This window comes from Salegentibacter sp. UBA1130 (genome assembly GCF_002311535.1).
GTDB classification, from domain to species: Bacteria; Bacteroidota; Bacteroidia; order Flavobacteriales; family Flavobacteriaceae; genus Salegentibacter; species Salegentibacter agarivorans.
The window spans coordinates 68,881-86,306 of sequence record NZ_DCAP01000042.1; the positions used below are offsets into that span (position 1 = coordinate 68,881).

The window sequence follows — 17,426 nt, forward strand, 5'->3', positions numbered from 1 at the left end:
TATCATAACCAAATAAGGAAATGACAATCGAAGAAAGAAAATCATATTTTGTTCAAGTGGGAAAATTCCTGAGTCTTTTTGGGGATGCGACTAATAATTCAATAAAAATAACGCCTGAAAACGAAAGATTTTTTAATGAATTAAATAATAAAATTGATCAGGCTGTTCATTATAACGGCTGGTTTACTCGAGAAAACGTGATTTTTTCACTTCAGCAATGGAGCAAAGCGCTAACGCAAAGCAATTTGGATCAATGGCTTGAACCTTATAAATTCGATAAACCAGAACAAAAAACAGTAGCCATTATTATGGCAGGCAATATCCCATTAGTTGGATTTCACGATTTTGTTTCGGTTTTAATTTCAGGGCATAAAGTACTGGTAAAACAATCTTCTAACGATAAACAATTGTTACCAGTAATTGCCGGGTTTGTAATGAATATAGCGCCAGAATTTGAAGAACGAATAAAATTTACTGAAGAGAAACTTACCAATTTTGATGCGGTAATCGCTACCGGAAGCAATAATACCGCCCGCTATTTTGAGTATTATTTCTCGGGGAAACCTAATATTATAAGAAAAAATCGAAATTCGGTAGCCATACTTACCGGTAATGAAAGTAAAGAAGAACTGGAAGCTCTAAGCGAAGACGTTTTTAGATATTTTGGTTTAGGTTGCCGTAATGTTTCTAAACTTTATGTGCCCAAAGCATATGATTTTGATTCTTTCTTTAAGGCGATGTACCCGTGGAATACTTTATTAAATTCAGCTAAATACGCCAACAATTACGATTATAATAAAGCGGTGTATTTAATGAGTGAATTTAAATTACTGGAAAACGGGTTTCTTATTCTGAAAGAAGATGAAAGCTTCGGCTCTCCTATCGCCACTTTATTTTATGAAAAATATGAAGGTGAAAAAGAATTACAGGAAAAACTTGAGCAAAATAAAGAAAACCTGCAATGCGTTGTAGGAACCAATGCCGATGTTAATTTTGGCCAAACCCAACAACCAAAATTATGGGATTATGCTGATGGCGTAGATACTTTAAAATTTTTAGAAGAACTTTAAAACATAAGACTAACCACTTTTATAAACCAACTATGAAAAAACATAATTATAGCGCCGGACCCTGTATTTTACCACAGGAAGTTTTTAAAGAAGCGGCGCAAGGTATTTTAAATTACCAGGATTCAGGCTTGTCTATTATGGAAATTTCGCATCGCAGCGCTGCTTTTGTAGATGTGATGGAAGAAGCCCGAAGCCTTTCCCTTGATCTTTTAGGACTTCAAGATAAAGGCTACAAAGCCCTTTTTCTGCAAGGCGGTGCCAGCATGCAATTTCTAATGACTGCTTATAATTTATTGAATAAAAAAGCAGCTTATCTCAATACCGGTACCTGGTCTACCAAAGCGATAAAAGAAGCGAAACTTTTTGGTGAAGTATTTGAAGTTGCCTCTTCAAAGGACAAGAACTTCAACTATATCCCAAAGAATTATCAAATTCCCTCTGATGTAGATTATTTTCACTGCACCAGCAATAACACTATTTTTGGGACCCAAATTAAAGATTTTCCGCAAATGGATGCACCAGTTGTTTGTGATATGAGTAGCGATATTTTTTCCCGTGAACTCGATTTTTCAAAATTTGATCTTATTTATGCAGGAGCTCAAAAAAATATGGGCCCGGCAGGAACTACACTCGTTGTGCTCAAAGAAGATATCTTAGGAAAGGTTGAGCGCGAGATTCCTTCAATGTTAAATTACAAAGTACACCTGGAAAAGGATAGTATGTTCAATACCCCTGCTGTTTACGCGGTTTACGTTTCGCTATTAACCCTAAAATGGATTAAAAATAACGGCGGAATTGCAGCCATGGAAAAACGAAATAATGAAAAAGCCGATTTACTTTATAAAGAAATAGATAGAAATCCGCTTTTTAAAGGTTTTGCTGAAGTTGAAGATCGTTCGGTAATGAATGCCACTTTTAATCTTACCGATGAAAGCAAAAAAGAAGCTTTTGATAAACTTTGGAAAGATGCGGGCATTAACGGACTTAACGGCCACAGGAGTGTTGGCGGTTACCGTGCTTCTATGTACAACGCTTTAGATATTGAAAGCGTAAAAGTCCTGGTTGAAACAATGCGGCAGCTGGAACAGCAGTCGTAAATCAGAATCCAAAACCCGACCTGAAACTGGATAAATAAATTGAAAACGTACAGGAAAAAAAATATAATCCTTTACAAAACTCCCATAAGAGGGATTAAATAATAAATAAATGAAACCTGAAGATTTTTTTAATAAACCCACTACTCCAACTCAACCTGAAAGGATTAAAATCCTGGCCAACGACGGTCTTGCAAAAGCCGGGATAGAACAACTTGAAAAAGCAGGTTTCGAGGTCATAAGTACAAAAGTAGCTCAGGAACAACTTGCTGATTATATAAATTCAAAAAACATTCAGGTTTTACTTGTTAGAAGCGCTACCAATGTAGACAAAGCAATTATTGATACCTGTAAAAATTTAAAATTAATTGGCCGCGGTGGTGTTGGCTTAGACAATATTGCGGTAGAATATGCTGAAAGCAAAGGCATACAAGTCATTAATACGCCACAGGCAGCTTCAGGATCGGTGGCAGAACTTGTTTTTGCGCATCTTTTTAGCGGAGTAAGGAAATTGTTTGATTCTAACAGGAATATGCCTTTAGAGGGAGAATCAAGATTTAAGGAATTAAAGAAATCCTATTCCGCAGGAATCGAACTGCGAGGAAAAACCCTTGGAATTATAGGTTTTGGTAAAATTGGTCGTAAAGTTGCTAAAATTGCTTTAGGCCTGGGAATGAAGGTTATTGCGAGCGATAAAGAAGATGGGGAAGTAAAAATTACTTTAGAATTCTATAATCATCAAAGTATAGAAATCCCTATAAAAACTGAACCTGTAGAAGGACTTATAAAACATTCAGATTTTATAACGCTACATGTACCTGCTCAAACTAAACCATTAATTGGAAAAAAGGAACTGGAAGCGATGAAACCGGGAGTGAGGATCATTAACACTGCTCGTGGTGGCGTTATAGATGAAGTAGCGCTTTTGGATGCTATAGAAGATGGTAAAGTTGCTTTTGCAGGCTTAGATACTTTTGAAGCCGAACCAAGACCGGCCATTAAATTATTGATGAACGAGAAATTGTCTTTAAGTCCGCATATAGGTGCATCTACTTTAGAAGCCCAGGAACGTATAGGTTTAGAACTTTCAAAACAAATTATTTCTTATTTTAAAAAATAAACAACCTGAAAGCAAGCTTAGTAGCCATTGATAGCGAATAATTGTTTAATTATAACGGAGGTCTTTTGAGCATCTAATCTCCATTATCGAGCAGATTATAATAAAGCTTTAACGTGACTTACTATTTAAAAGCCGTAAATTCATTTTAATAAAAAATAAAATCATGGCTTCAATATTAGATTTACTTAATACCCAAACGGGAGATCAGCTGGTGAATAAAGCCAGCGAAAAAACTTCAGAAGAGAAAAGTAAAATTACCTCGGTATTGGGAATGGCTATGCCGTTAATTCTTGGCGCGATGAAAAGAAACGCTAAAGATCCTAAAGGTGCCGAAAGTTTAGATAAAGCTTTACAGGATGAAAAACATAATGGAGAGGTTTTAGATAATTTGGGAGAAAAAGATCCTGAAGACCTTACTAACGAGGGTAGCAAGATTTTAAACCACGTTTTAGGAGCAAAACAAAGCGGAATTAGTAAAACCATTGCCGGAACATTAAATATTGATGAATCTACGGTGAATAATATCCTGGAAATGGCTGCCCCGGTAGTTATGGGCTTATTAGGACAGCAAAAAAGAAAAGATAATGTAGGTTCTTCAGGTTTATCTGGTTTATTAGGTTCGGTTATGGGATCTGATGATTCTCACGACCAATCTTTACTGGAAACTTTATTAGACGCCGATGGTGATGGCAGCGTAATAGATGATGTTGCCGGAATGGCATTTGGAGGTAAAAAAGGCAAAAAAGGGGGTAGTCTGCTTGGTGGTATGTTAGGCGGAAAATAAATTAATTTAAAGAATATTATATTTTTCAGCAGATAAGATTTTAATATATTCCTTTTTGTTTGATGAAAAGGAATAGATTGAAAAATTTAGTCTCGATTTTAGAATAAAGAACAGGCATGAAAAACTTCATTTATATTTTACTACTGGGTTTATTTATTTATAGCTGCGGAAGCTCAAGAAATAGAAACCTTGGAGATTCTCAAATAAATGAGGATACAGTGCGCATTGCAAACGATAGCCTGGAATATGAAATTATAATTATTGAACCGGGTTTTAATCTTTTTATAAATTCCATAGCTAAACCTGAAGGTTATTATTCTCAACAATACCTGGAAAACAAAAACCGAATTTTAGTTTCAGATTATAATCAGCGCGTTAGGCAACCCCAGGTATATAATTCCGATCTGTATTTGCAGGAAATTAATTACGATCCTAATATAGATTACGGGTACGAGGTAAATTATTTGCTATACAATTACTTTGTGTTTTTCAGCAGGCATTATAATCAGCGATTCTCTGTACCTACGCGTATTTAACACTCATTATTTTAATTCTTCGAAGCTTTTAGTATTTTTGCGGCATGAATAAGTTAAAAGCACGTTGGGGTATAGATTCTAATTGGCAAATATTTATAATATTTATAGTGTTTGCTATTACGGGATCTACTTCAGCTAAATTAGCTGAGCCTCTATGTAATTTCCTGGGTATCTACCAGGCATCCTCTCATTGGGCGGTTTACTGGAGCGCTAGAATATTCCTGATTTTTCCTATTTACCAGGTTCTATTGGTTAGTTTTGGCTGGATTTTTGGCCAGTTTCAGTTCTTTTGGGCCTTCGAAAAGAAAATGCTAAGTAGAATGGGCTTTGCTAAATTATTCCAGTAATTATTCTTGAAATTCCTTAAACACATATTCGCTATATTATTGGGAGCATTACTTTTGCTTCCGGTTGTAATAAGTTTCTCGCATATTTTTAGCGGTCACGGCCACGAATTATGTGTAAATTATGCTGATAAGCATTTTCACGAAAGTAGCCTGGACTGTGAACTCTATTCTTTTCATCAAAGTCCGGTACTTGCTGCCGGTTTTATAAATTTTGAGCCGCTTGTAGAAAAACAGATCAAAAAACAATTCTTCGATTTTTATCAATTTTTAAGTGATTATCAAAAGCTCCCTTTCGAGCTTCGCGGTCCTCCACTGGCTGCCTAACATCCGTTTTTATTTGTTAGAATTTTAATTATTTAAAAATAATATATGAAAAGTTTACTTTTCTCATTGCTTTTTATAGCAGTGAGTCCAATTATATATGCTCAGAATAACTTCTCGGGCAAGGTTACCAATGCTGAAACCGGAGAACCGGTATTTAGTGCCAATGTTTATTTTCCTGAATTAAGTAATGGTGCTATGACCGATCTTGATGGCAACTTTACAGTTGAAAATATCCCTAACGGAAAATTTAAAATTATAGTTTCTTCAGTAGGTTTCGGCACATACTCCAACGAATTAGATTTTCCTGAAACTTCTACTTTAAGTATCACTTTAGAAAAATCGGCTATAGAGATGGAAGAAGTGATAGTCTCTACTCCTTTTCACCAGTTACAAAGTGAAAATGTAATGCGTGTAGAGCGGGAGAATGTAGCAGAATTAAACCGTAAAGGAGCCGTTACTTTAAGCGACGGGATAACCCAAATTGCCGGCGTGGAAAGTTTAACCACAGGAGTTGGAATTGGAAAACCGGTAATTAGAGGTTTAAGTTCTAATCGTGTTTTGGTTTATACACAGGGAGTTAGATTAGAAAATCAGCAGTATGGAGATGAGCACGGGCTTGGTATTAGTTCTAAAGGAATTGAAAGTGTTGAGATTATAAAAGGCCCTGCTTCCCTGCTCTATGGAAGCGATGCCATTGGTGGTGTACTTTACCTTAACCCAGAACGTTATGCAGCAGCAAACAAAACTAACGCTGAAGCAGATGTAAATTATTTCAGTAATACCCAGGGATACCAGGGAAGTGTGATGGCCAAAACATCTGGAGAAAAATTAAAATTTCTGGCTCGCGGTAGTTATGCCGCACATAGTGATTATGAAACCGGGGATGGAGAAAGGGTTACTAATACCCGATTTAATGAAACCGATTTTAAAGCGGGCATCGGCTACCAGGATGCTAAATTCAAAACCGATTTAAGGTATAATTTCAATAAATCGAATATTGGAATTCCGGAAGAAATAGGGGTACAATCTACAGATAAAGATCCCCTTCTTCCCTACCAGGAAATTGATAATCATATTCTAAGTTTAGAAAATAAACTTTATTTCAGCAATTCAAGTCTTGATTTTAAAGTAGGTTATCAATACAATAACCGGAAAGAGTTTGAAGAACACCACCACGAAGGAGAGCACGAAGAAGAAAATGCAGAGGAAGAACATCTGGAAGAGAATGAAGGTACCGACCATCCTGCTTTAGAAATGCACCTTGAAACCTTGAATTATAATCTAAAATATAATTTACCAAGAACAGGGAGATTTGAAACAATTTTGGGAGTTCAGGGAATGCACCAAACCAATACAAACTATGGCGAAGAAATTTTAATCCCAGATGCCACTACTACAGATTTTGGTTTTTTCGCGACTACCCACGTTCATTTTGACCGATGGGATTTCCAAGGAGGTTTACGTTTTGATACCAGGAGTATAGACAGCAAAGCAGTAGAAGCTCACGAAGAAGAACATATAGGAGACGAGCATGAAGGGGAAGAACATGAAGAGGAACACGATCACGACCACGAAACAGGCGAAATTGCAGCAATAAATAATTCGTATAAAAGTATAAACGGTGCGCTGGGGGCAAAATATAATGTTACCGAAAATTTAAGCGCAAGATTAAACCTGGCTACCGGTTTTAGAGCGCCAAATTTATCTGAATTAACTTCTAACGGTTCTCACCACGGTACCAATAGGTATGAGGTTGGAGATCAAAATCTTGAAAATGAACAGAATTTCCAGGTAGATCTTTCTTTAGAATGGCGAAATAAGCATTTTGAAGCTTTTGTGAACGGCTTTCATAATTCAATAAGCGATTATATTTATTTACAGCCTACGGGAGAATTAATAGATGATAATCCTGTTTTTGAATACACCCAGAATAATGCTGAATTATACGGTGGTGAAGTTGGAGTTCATATTCACCCGCACCCTTTAGACTGGTTACACCTTGAAAGTAGTTTTGAGACCGTAACGGGAAAAAGAAGGAATGGAGAATATTTACCGCTAATTCCAGCAAATTCCTTAACCAATACTTTAAGATTAGAATTTGACAATCCAGAAGATAAAATATATAGTAAGTATTCTTTCTTAAGATTGAAAAATGTATTTAATCAAAATAATGTAGATGCTTTTGAAACCCGTACCGGTGGTTATGGTCTATTAGGTGCAGGATTTGGAGGGCAATTCGCTATTAATTCCAGTGAAATGAGAATTGGCATAAGTGCAAACAATATTTTGAATAAAGATTATATCTCCCATCTTTCGCGTTTAAAACCCGACGGTATCTCTAATATTGGTAGAAATATTTCTGTTTCAGTAAGGTGGTTGCTTTAATTAAATAATCCACAAAAAGACCCAATCTATTTTATGCAAATAAAAAGACCTCACATTACCGCATCTGCGGAATTGTGAGGTCTAATTTTAAGTATTTGGGGTATTTAAACTATAATTTTCTTTTTCCCTTTAACTTCGGGATTATTGTCTTCTATATTATCTATATGGGTTAGATCATTTTTCTTTCGTTTTTTAAGAAAACTATAGGCTGCAATTCCCGCTCCGGCTGCTACTGCTCCTACTCCAAGGGCACTTGCCGGTTTTCTCATAATCATTTTTCCTGCTTTGAAGATCACAGCTCGTTTAAGCCATTTTATTCCTTTCTGTATTGCTGCTTGGTTATTCATAATATTTTTTTATTGGTTTAAGCCCGAAATTTTTCGGTTTATATAAATATCGTGGTAATTCTAAATACCTAACGTTAAAGAGATTTCAAATAACACAGTTTTAACGCTCTTAGATCGAGAGAATATTCAGTTGAAATTTTATTCAAAAGCGGTAACTTTCTTAGCATATCTCTCTGAAGCTGAATTTAGTTGCGCTCCTAAAAGCACGGTAAAGCAACTAATAAAAAGCCATAGCATCATAATAACCACTGCGGCAATAGAACCATAAACTTCCCCATAACTTCCAAAATTACTAACATAAAAAGAGAAACCCCATGAAGCGATTAACCAAAGAATAGTGGCGACCAACGCCCCGGGAACCACCCATTTTAATTTAGGGTTATTCCGCGCAGGAGCATATTTATAAATAATGCAAAGAAAAAATCCAACAATTAATGCTAAAATTGGCCAGCGTAACCAACTAATAAGGTTTTCAATATTTTGAGGCAAGCCTAATTCCCCTACTACGGCGGGAAAAACAACTATTAAGCCCATACTTAAAATCACCAGGATAATAGCGGCAAAAGTAAATAATAAAGTAAGTGCATTCTGTTTTATAAATCCCCGGGTGCTGCGGGTTGCATAAGCAATATCAATACCGGTAAATAAAGATTTCATTCCTTTATTCGCACTCCAAATACTAAATAAAATACCTATTGCCATTCCCCAACCTAATGTTTTACCCGAAGTGGAGATAAATGCTTCCAGCCTCTTTTCAACAATCCCAAAGGCTTCCTCTGGCACCATGGAAGCAAGCTGGTTTAATTGATATTCAATTTGCTTAGGATTTACCGCCAACCCGTAAATTGAAACCAGCGCCATTACAGCTGGAAAAATCGCTAAAAATGCATAAAAAGCTACACCGGCAGATACTATACTTAAGTTATTCTCATCTATTTTATCTTTTATTATAATTGCTATTTTCTTCCAGCCGGAAAATGAAATTTTTGACGGATTGGAAATAGTGTTTCGGTCCTGTTCAAACTCTGCCATATTATAAATTTTGCATTCAGCATAAATTACATAAAACATTTAAAACCAAAGAGTACCCGCTGTTAAAGAGTTTTTAAATAATTTACAACAAATGCAAAAAAAAGCGGAATCCCGATAAGGAATTCCGCTTTTATAAAGTTTTGAAAGAGTTTTACTCGTTAATCGAAAATTAGCTTTAGGCTTTACTCTATTATTTCAACTTCAATTACCCGTTCTTTAGGTTGCTTCTTTTTACTCCACACAAAAGTATAGAAATACATTAGCGTAAATGTTGGAATAATATCGGTTCCCGGTAAAATCTCTTCAATAAATACAAGTACAGATGCTACTTTTCCTTTTCTCCCGGGGTACATTTCGCCCATTTTTCTGGCTGCATAAGGTGCCCATAATAAATCAAGAAACGGACCCACTAAAGGAATTGCCATAGTAGCCATACCAATAGCATCGTACATTAGGCCTTTTATAAATAGTTTATCTTTTAAAAGTTTCATTTTGATTGCTTTTAGCCAAATAAAGCAAATAAAGTGCCAGTTTGTTATTTAAGATCTGAGCTAATGAGTTTTAAAAACTCATTTCTGGTTTCTATCTTCTCAAATTGCCCCCTAAATCCTGAAGTTGTAGTCGCACTATTTTGCTTTTGCACTCCTCGCATCATCATACACATATGTACGGCTTCTATAACTACTGCTACTCCTTTTGGTTTAAGGGTGTTGTTTATACATTCTAAAATATCATGCGTTAAACGCTCCTGCACTTGTAGCCGGCGGGCAAAAACATCTACCACTCTGGGTAATTTACTTAAGCCAACAATATGGCCGTTAGGAATGTAGGCAATATGAGCTTTTCCAAAAAAAGGCAACATATGGTGTTCGCATAATGAATATAATTCTATGTCTTTTACCACCACCATCTCATCATAACTCTCCTTGAACATCGCTTTTTCTAAAATGGTTTTAGCATCCATTTTATAACCCTGCGTTAAGAATTGCATAGCTTTTGCCGCGCGTTCTGGAGTGTTTTCTATGCCTTCACGGCTAATATCCTCCCCTATCCCTTCAAGGATATTTTTATAATTTTGCTGAAGTCCGTCAGTAACCTCAATATTATATTCTTCTTTAAATTTATAAGCCATCTTTTTATTATTTCAGTTTATCTGAAAAAACTTCAGTTAGTTTTTTTATTTTAGGATCTATAATAAACTGGCAATATGGCTGCTGTCTATGCTGGTTATAGAAATCCTGGTGCTCTTTTTCTGCAATATAAAAATCTTTTGCCGCAGTTATTTCGGTAACAATTTTATTCTCAAATATCTTTTTTTCTTCAAGTTCTTCAATCACCTTCTCTGCGGTTTCTTTCTGTTTTTCAGAATGATAAAAAACAGCGCTACGATATTGGGTTCCCACATCGTTTTGTTGTCTATTTAATGTGGTGGGATCGTGTGTGGCAAAAAATACATACAGCAAATCCTGAAAACTAATTATTTCTGGATTAAACCTTATCTGTATGGCTTCAGCGTGACCTGTTCTGCCCGTTATAATTTCACGATAAGCAGGGTTTTTTATATTTCCGCCGGTAAATCCCGAATGTACCTGTTCTACTCCTTTTAAACGTTGAAAAACAGCTTCGGTACACCAGAAACAACCTCCTGCCAAAGTTGCCAGTTCTAAATTTTCTGTATTCATAGATTAATTTTGTTTAGCAAATTTAAGGTAATAATAAACAAATTAGATATAGTTTAACTTGAATTTAAATCAAAGCTTTGACTGCATTGAGAACTATGATATATTTGAACTTATTTTCAATCAAATTATCAATTAATGCCTGCAAAAATCCGGTTAATTTTAATATTCCTCATTTTTACTCAACAAATTTCGGCTCAAATTGAGAGTCTTCCGCGTAAAAATTATACGGCAACAAAAATTCAGGAATCTCCGGTAATTGACGGAATCTTAGACGATAAAGCCTGGAATAACCTTACCAACGCTAAGAACTTTGTGATGTATTATCCTGGTGATGGCAATCTTATTCCCCAAAGTCATAATACCGAAGTGAAAGTAGTTTATACCAATGAGGCGCTGTATATCGCCGCATATTTATATGAAAATAGACCGGAAAAGATTGTAAAACAGTTTACCCAACGGGATAATTTGGAGCAAAGCGATTATTTTCAAATAGATATTAATACCTATGACGATGGTGAAAATCAAATAAGGTTTGCCGTTACCGCTGCGGGTACCAGAGCCGATGCTAAAATAAGCGGAAATAACGAGGATTTCGGGTTTAATATAGTTTGGGAAGCAGAAGTTTCTCAAGATGAAAGTGGATGGTATGCCGAAGTTCGCATTCCTTACGCTGCCTTGCGTTTTCCTGAAAAACAGGAACAGGAATGGGGAATTCAGTTTTTAAGGCAAATTTCGCACAGAAATGAAAGTTACACCTGGAATTATGTAGATAAAGCTGTGGGTTTAATGAGTCAACAAACCGGTTTGCTTACAGGTATTAAAAATATTGAACCTCCTACCCGACTGAGTTTTTATCCATATACTTCGGCTGAAATAGACATATTTGATGGTCAAACTGAAACTAATTTTAATGCCGGCCTGGATGTAAAATATGGAATTAGCAAAGCCTTTACTTTAGATATGACTTTAGTGCCAGATTTTGGCCAGGTTGCATATGATGATGTAGAATTAAATTTAGGCCCGTTTGAACAAATCTTTGGGGAAAACCGCGCATTCTTTACCGAAGGAACAGAACTTTTTACAAAAGGAGATCTTTTTTATTCGCGCCGAGTAGGAAATACTCCCATTGGTTTTAATAGCGCCCAGCGGGAAAAACTCGATAATGAAGAAATTCTTGAAAATCCTGAAAGAACCGATCTTATTAATGCTTTAAAGATTTCTGGAAGAACCGAGAGAGGCCTGGGCGTAGGTTTTTTTAATGCTGTTACCGCTGAAACTAAAGCGATTTTTAGGGACATTCTCACCGGCAATCGCAGGGAAAAAATTACAGAACCACTGGCCAATTATAATATCCTGGTGCTTGACCAACGTTTTAATAAAAATTCTTCTATTAGTTTAATTAATACTAATGTTACCAGGGAAGGGAATTTTAGGGATGCCAATGTTACCGGATTTCTATTTGATATTTTTAATAAAGCTAACTCCTTTAATTTTGTAGGAGAAGCAAAAATGAGCAATGTGAATTTACCGGGCCAAAATGAAACGGGCTTCGCTTCTTTATTTTCAATAAACAGAACCAAAGGAAATCTTAGGTATGGAGTTTCTCACGAATTCGCTAACGAAACTTATGATATTAATGATCTTGGAATAAGTTTTACAAACAATTACAACAATTTTTATCTGAATACTTCTTATCAAACTTTTGAACCCACCGGCATTTTTAATCAATATAACATAGAGTTATATGCAAATCACCAACGGCGTTACCGTCCCGATGTGAATGTGGCAAGCGGCGGCGGTCTAAGCATTTTTGCTATGACCCGAGATCGATTTGCCTTTGGAGGTTTTGCTGAAGTAAATTCAGCTTTTAAAGACTTTTTTGAACCAAGAAGGGAGAATACTTTTATCACCTATCAACCAAATATTGCGGCAAACGGCTGGATATCTTCAGATTATAGAAAAAAGTTAGCTGTAGATGTTCGAAGCACCTACCAAACTTTTAGTAAAAGTTCCCGGGAAAGTTTTAATTTTATTTTTGAGCCCAGAATACGTATAAACAATAAGTTTTTAGTGATTTATGGTTTTGAATACGATAACGAAATAAATCGTCCCAGCTTTGTAGGCCTTCAACCGCGAGATGTTATTTTTGGAAACAGGGATATGAAAAGTTTTGAAAATTCGCTTCAGGCAAATTATAATTTCACCAAGAAACAGGGTTTAAATTTAAGTTTTAGAAATTTTTGGTCGTTGGCGCAGTTTCAAGATGGAAGCTTTTCAAAATTAAACGAAGATGGAAGTTTAACTTCAATAAATTACAACAGGGAAGAAAATTATAATCCCGATGCTAATTTTAATATCTGGAACCTGGATCTAAGCTACCGCTGGCAGTTTGCTCCCGGCAGTGAAGCTATTTTACTCTATAGAAATTCTATTTTTAACCAGGATGAATTAAGTTATCTAGATTTTCAGCAAAGTTTGGATAATTTATTCAACAGGCCGGCACGACATAATTTTAGCCTACGAATAGTGTATTATATAGACTACAACCGGGTAAAAAACATATTCAATTCTTAGCTTGGGGGTTTTGCTGAATTTGGCTAATTTTCACGAGCCTAATAAATCTCTCTAACCAAGTGAAAAGACGTTATCAGTAATAAATTAATTTCCGGGGAAAGTCCTGGAGCTCTTAAATCTCGATTATCTAGCGAACAATGATAATAGCCAAAAATATTCATAAATACTACGGAGACCTGCACGTACTAAAAGGGCTCGACCTTCATATTAAAAAAAGCGAAATTGTTTCTATTGTGGGGGCTTCGGGAGCGGGTAAAACCACTTTACTTCAAATTTTGGGAACGCTGGATAAACCAGAAAAAAACAAAGATTCTACGCTTCAGATTAATAATACAGATATTTATAAACTTTCGTCCCGGGATTTATCTAAATTCAGGAATAAGAATATTGGGTTTATCTTTCAGTTTCACCAATTATTGCCTGAATTTACTGCCCTGGAGAATATTTGTATTCCGGCATTTATTAATAATACGCCAAAAGAAAAGGCCGAAGAACGCGCAAAAGAACTTTTAGGGTTTTTAGGCCTTAAAAACCGGGCACATCATAAACCCGCTGAACTTAGTGGCGGCGAGCAACAACGCATTGCGGTTGCAAGGTCTCTAATTAATAATCCCGCAGTGATTTTTGCCGATGAACCCTCGGGAAATTTAGATACCGAATCTGCCGAAAACCTTCACAAATTATTCTTTAAACTTAGGGACGAGTTTCAGCAAACTTTTGTAATTGTAACCCATAACGAGGAACTCGCCGATATGGCCGACCGGAAAATCACTATGCAGGACGGAAAAATTATTGACAAAAAGGAAATTTAAGCAGTTTGAAAAAAAGTGAACTCAAATCTTTTCTCGATTTTAAAGTCGAACAATACAATACGCCAGAATTTATAGAATCAGATCCTATTCAAATTCCGCATCAATTCAGTAAAAAGGAGGATATTGAAATTGCCGGTTTTCTTACCGCTACAATTGCCTGGGGAAACCGAAAAAGTATTCTCAAGAACGCAAATCGCTTAATGGAAATGCTGGACCGCAGTCCGCACGATTTCATTATTAATCATTCTGAAAGCGATTTAGAAAGCTTAACGGGATTTGTTCACCGCACTTTTAATGATATTGATCTTATTTATTTTATTTCATCATTAAAAAATATCTACTTAAACCACGGTGGTATTGAAACTGTTTTTACACAATATGCTGAAAAAGATTCCCTTCAACCCGCTATTCACGAATTCAAGAAAATATTTTTTGAAATCTCGCATCCTCCACGAACCCAAAAACATGTAAGTGATCCGCTGAAGAATTCGGCTGCAAAACGAATAAATATGTACCTGCGGTGGATGGTGAGAAAAGACCAGGCCGGGGTAGATTTTGGCCTTTGGAACAACCTTAATGCTTCGCAATTAAGTTGCCCTTTAGATGTACATTCTGGAAATGTAGCCAGGAAATTAAAACTCTTGAAACGCAAAACGAATGATGCCAAAGCTTTAAATGAATTGGATAAAGCGTTACGAAAGTTAGATGCAATAGATCCCGTTAAATACGACTTTGCATTATTTGGATTAGGAGTCTTTGAAAAGTATTAGCAAAAGTTTAACAGGTTACACTTAATTTTGTTAAATTTGTTTTAATGCAATCTTCAAATATATGTTAAGTCCTGCTATTCCAGATAACGAAAGCCAACGATTAAAAGCGCTTGAGGACGCCAACATTTTATACAGTCCCACCGAAGAGGAATTTGATAATATCACTCAACTTGCGTCTTTTATTTGCCAAACACCAATTTCCTTAATTTCCCTTGTAGGGGAACACGAGCAGTGGTTTAAATCTAAATATGGTACAGATATGTGCACCTCAGAACGGGATATTTCGTTTTGTAGTCACGCCATTCTGGAACCGGAGAAACTAATGGAAATTGAAGATACCCGCTTAGACGGGCGGTTTTTAGATAATCCTTTTGTACTTGCCGATAATGATCCTATAATTTATTATGCCGGTATGCCTCTAAAAAACTATGATGATATGGTTTTGGGCACTCTTTGTGTAATTGATACAAAACCGAATAAACTAAGCCAGGAACAAAAAAAGGCATTAAAATCATTGGCGAAACAGGTAGAAATTCTATTGGAATTGAAACGTAAAAACGATTACCTGGAGAATATTAAAAAGCAATTAAACGAGCATAATGCAATGCTCAAGGATTTTGCCGGGGTGGTTTCACACGATATGAAAATGCCCCTGGCCAATATGATTATCTCTGCAGATATTTTAAAAGCAAAATTTGGTAGTAAACTTGGAGAAGAAGGTTTAGATTATTTAAAAAACCTAAAACAAGCCGGATTAAAGCTTAGCAGCTACATAAATGGCATTTTAGATCATTATGAGAGTGATAATATTGCCGCTTCAAACAGCGAAGAATTTGATGTGCACCAACTGCTGGAAGAAATTATAGACCTTTTAACTATTACAGAAGATTGCGTAATTAACCTTCCAGAAGATAATAGCATTATTAGTTCTAACCGTGCAGCCCTGGAACAAATCTTTTTAAATTTATTAGGGAACAGCCTTAAATACAACGATAAACCCAAGATTGTTATTGATATTGAATTCTCTCAAAACCCCGATTTTTATTACTTCAGCATACAGGATAACGGGATAGGTATTCCAAAAGAGAAAGAAGATGATATTTTTAAACTTTTTACCACCGTTGCCAAAAGTGATCGCTCTGGAAATAAGGGCAATGGTATTGGGCTTTCTACAGTAAAAAGATTGGTGGGTAATTTAGGAGGGAATTTAAAAGTGACTTCGGAAATGGGAAAAGGTACCAGATTTGATTTTTCTATTAGCCGAAAAGCTTAAATAGCAAGCTTTTTCATCAAAAATCGAAGATTTTTTTATATATTATTGTATTAATTGCAAAAAAGTATGCAACAAAAAAAAATTTCTTCAAATGAGAGATTACGTCGGGCAGCACTTGCTGAATATGCAATTTTTAAATCGGGAGAAGACAAGGACTACGATCAGCTTACTTTTTTAGCGGCAAAGATTTGCCAGGTTCCAGTAGCAAAAATTAGTATTATTGGTAAAAATAATATCTGGTATAAATCGGCTTACGGTACTCAACTGGCCGAACTTCCCCGGGAAAATGCTTTATGCGAGCATTCCATTCACACAAGCGAAGAAATCTTTATAATTAATAGCGGCGAGCATCCAGGGTTATTTGAAAATGCCAGGAATATTTACGATCGTGAGTATCATTTTTATGCAGGGGTGCCACTTTTAAATGCAAATGGCCACGCAATAGCCGTTTTCTGCATTTTTGATACACGAATTAGGGAGTTAGATGAAGATCAGAAAAAATCTTTACTGGCTTTAGCGAACCAAAGTATGAACCTCTTTGAATCGCGAAAACATAAAAACAAACTTCAACACGTACAGCGAAAGTTGAAGCAAAAATATAAGGAACTGGAAAAATTTGCCAGCCTGGTTTCTCACGATATTAAATCGCCTCTCGCCAATATTATTTCCTTAACCGAATTGCTTAAAGACGAAAACAAGGAAAAACTTGATAAACAAAGCAGGCAGTATCTCGATTTTTTAGTAGAATCGTCTTATTCCCTTCGCAATTATGTAGATGGAATTTTAAGTTTTTATCGCAGCGATCATGTTTTAGAAAAAGATTATGAAGATGTGCACCTCCCTACCCTTTTAAAGCGAATTACAGATCTTTATAAACTGGAAGAAAATGTAGAAATCACCTACCCCAATAAAGGTCATCTTAAAAATATAAACAAAGCTGCGCTTAGCCAGGTTTTTATGAATCTAATAAGCAACGCTTTAAAATATAATACTTCAGAAGTTAGAAAAGTGGATATTAATTTCAAAACTACATCAACTTATTATTGTTTTGAAGTTAGCGATAATGGCATTGGAATTTCTGCTACCGATAAGGAAAAGATCTTTCAGCTTTTTGCTACTTTAGATGCCAAAGACAGGTACGGCAATCCCGGTAGCGGCATAGGCCTTGCCACGGTTAAAAAACATATAGAACAAATGAATGGCAGTATTGAAGTGATTTCTGAAAAAGGTAAAGGCTGTACTTTTAAATTCAAAATTAAACGGCCTTAGCTTAAAT

At 35.8% G+C, this 17,426-nt stretch carries 18 protein-coding genes; 13 read left to right on the top strand and 5 right to left on the bottom strand.

Annotated features, from left to right (window positions below; genetic code table 11):
* The first annotated feature begins 20 nt into the window (after nt 1-20).
* The 8 genes from B4F31_RS17700 (at nt 21) to B4F31_RS17735 (ending at nt 7,660) form a co-directional block, all read left to right on the top strand.
* Nucleotides 21-1,070: an acyl-CoA reductase gene (locus B4F31_RS17700; RefSeq protein WP_093305402.1), complete on the top strand. Its 1,050-nt coding sequence runs from the start codon at nt 21-23 to the stop codon at nt 1,068-1,070.
* A 32-nt stretch (nt 1,071-1,102) separates the two neighbouring features.
* A complete protein-coding gene (gene serC / locus B4F31_RS17705; RefSeq protein WP_093305405.1) occupies nt 1,103-2,167 on the top strand; it encodes a 3-phosphoserine/phosphohydroxythreonine transaminase in 1,065 nt (354 codons plus the stop codon).
* A gap of 163 nt (nt 2,168-2,330) precedes the next feature.
* Complete coding sequence (locus tag B4F31_RS17710) at nt 2,331-3,284, top strand: D-2-hydroxyacid dehydrogenase (protein ID WP_286761875.1); 954 nt, start codon at nt 2,331-2,333, stop codon at nt 3,282-3,284.
* A 163-nt stretch (nt 3,285-3,447) separates the two neighbouring features.
* Nucleotides 3,448-4,068 carry a DUF937 domain-containing protein gene (locus B4F31_RS17715; RefSeq protein WP_093305407.1) on the top strand — a complete coding sequence of 207 codons (621 nt, stop codon included), beginning with the start codon at nt 3,448-3,450 and terminating at the stop codon, nt 4,066-4,068.
* A gap of 116 nt (nt 4,069-4,184) precedes the next feature.
* Nucleotides 4,185-4,604: a DUF6146 family protein gene (locus B4F31_RS17720; RefSeq protein WP_075326995.1), complete on the top strand. Its 420-nt coding sequence runs from the start codon at nt 4,185-4,187 to the stop codon at nt 4,602-4,604.
* Between the two features lie 44 nt (nt 4,605-4,648).
* Complete coding sequence (locus tag B4F31_RS17725; RefSeq protein ID WP_075326996.1) at nt 4,649-4,951, top strand: DUF6787 family protein; 303 nt, start codon at nt 4,649-4,651, stop codon at nt 4,949-4,951.
* A 39-nt stretch (nt 4,952-4,990) separates the two neighbouring features.
* On the top strand, nt 4,991-5,275 hold the full coding sequence (locus tag B4F31_RS17730) for a hypothetical protein (protein WP_093305409.1): 285 nt from the start codon (nt 4,991-4,993) through the stop codon (nt 5,273-5,275).
* A gap of 45 nt (nt 5,276-5,320) precedes the next feature.
* The gene (locus B4F31_RS17735; protein WP_286761862.1) at nt 5,321-7,660 is read left to right on the top strand and encodes a TonB-dependent receptor; all 2,340 of its coding nucleotides are present in this window, start codon (nt 5,321-5,323) and stop codon (nt 7,658-7,660) included.
* Between the two features lie 104 nt (nt 7,661-7,764).
* Here B4F31_RS17735 and B4F31_RS17740 read toward each other — a convergent pair whose 3' ends face one another.
* The 5 genes from B4F31_RS17740 to msrA all read right to left on the bottom strand — a co-directional run bounded on the left by B4F31_RS17740 (nt 7,765) and on the right by msrA (nt 10,721).
* Nucleotides 7,765-8,007 carry a hypothetical protein gene (locus tag B4F31_RS17740; RefSeq protein ID WP_286761863.1) on the bottom strand — a complete coding sequence of 81 codons (243 nt, stop codon included), beginning with the start codon at nt 8,005-8,007 and terminating at the stop codon, nt 7,765-7,767.
* A 138-nt stretch (nt 8,008-8,145) separates the two neighbouring features.
* Nucleotides 8,146-9,039, bottom strand: coding sequence for a YihY/virulence factor BrkB family protein (locus B4F31_RS17745; protein WP_286761864.1), 894 nt, complete (start codon nt 9,037-9,039; stop codon nt 8,146-8,148).
* Between the two features lie 182 nt (nt 9,040-9,221).
* Nucleotides 9,222-9,530 carry a hypothetical protein gene (locus B4F31_RS17750; protein ID WP_093305415.1) on the bottom strand — a complete coding sequence of 103 codons (309 nt, stop codon included), beginning with the start codon at nt 9,528-9,530 and terminating at the stop codon, nt 9,222-9,224.
* A gap of 44 nt (nt 9,531-9,574) precedes the next feature.
* Nucleotides 9,575-10,171: a GTP cyclohydrolase I FolE gene (gene folE, locus B4F31_RS17755; protein ID WP_093305417.1), complete on the bottom strand. Its 597-nt coding sequence runs from the start codon at nt 10,169-10,171 to the stop codon at nt 9,575-9,577.
* A 7-nt stretch (nt 10,172-10,178) separates the two neighbouring features.
* Entirely contained in the window at nt 10,179-10,721 is a 543-nt protein-coding gene (gene msrA, locus B4F31_RS17760) for a peptide-methionine (S)-S-oxide reductase MsrA (RefSeq protein ID WP_093305419.1), read from the bottom strand.
* A 135-nt stretch (nt 10,722-10,856) separates the two neighbouring features.
* On the opposite strand from msrA, the gene B4F31_RS17765 reads away from it, so the two are divergent.
* From B4F31_RS17765 to B4F31_RS17785, 5 genes are all read left to right on the top strand, one after another.
* Nucleotides 10,857-13,295, top strand: coding sequence for a DUF5916 domain-containing protein (locus B4F31_RS17765; RefSeq protein WP_286761865.1), 2,439 nt, complete (start codon nt 10,857-10,859; stop codon nt 13,293-13,295).
* A 137-nt stretch (nt 13,296-13,432) separates the two neighbouring features.
* The gene (locus tag B4F31_RS17770; protein ID WP_093305421.1) at nt 13,433-14,107 is read left to right on the top strand and encodes an ABC transporter ATP-binding protein; all 675 of its coding nucleotides are present in this window, start codon (nt 13,433-13,435) and stop codon (nt 14,105-14,107) included.
* Between the two features lie 5 nt (nt 14,108-14,112).
* Nucleotides 14,113-14,877, top strand: a complete 765-nt coding sequence (locus B4F31_RS17775; RefSeq protein WP_286761866.1) for a TIGR02757 family protein — start codon at nt 14,113-14,115, stop codon at nt 14,875-14,877.
* A gap of 61 nt (nt 14,878-14,938) precedes the next feature.
* Nucleotides 14,939-16,150, top strand: a complete 1,212-nt coding sequence (locus tag B4F31_RS17780) for a sensor histidine kinase (RefSeq protein WP_093305425.1) — start codon at nt 14,939-14,941, stop codon at nt 16,148-16,150.
* A gap of 66 nt (nt 16,151-16,216) precedes the next feature.
* On the top strand, nt 16,217-17,419 hold the full coding sequence (locus tag B4F31_RS17785; protein WP_286761867.1) for a sensor histidine kinase: 1,203 nt from the start codon (nt 16,217-16,219) through the stop codon (nt 17,417-17,419).
* Nucleotides 17,420-17,426 lie beyond the last annotated feature (7 nt).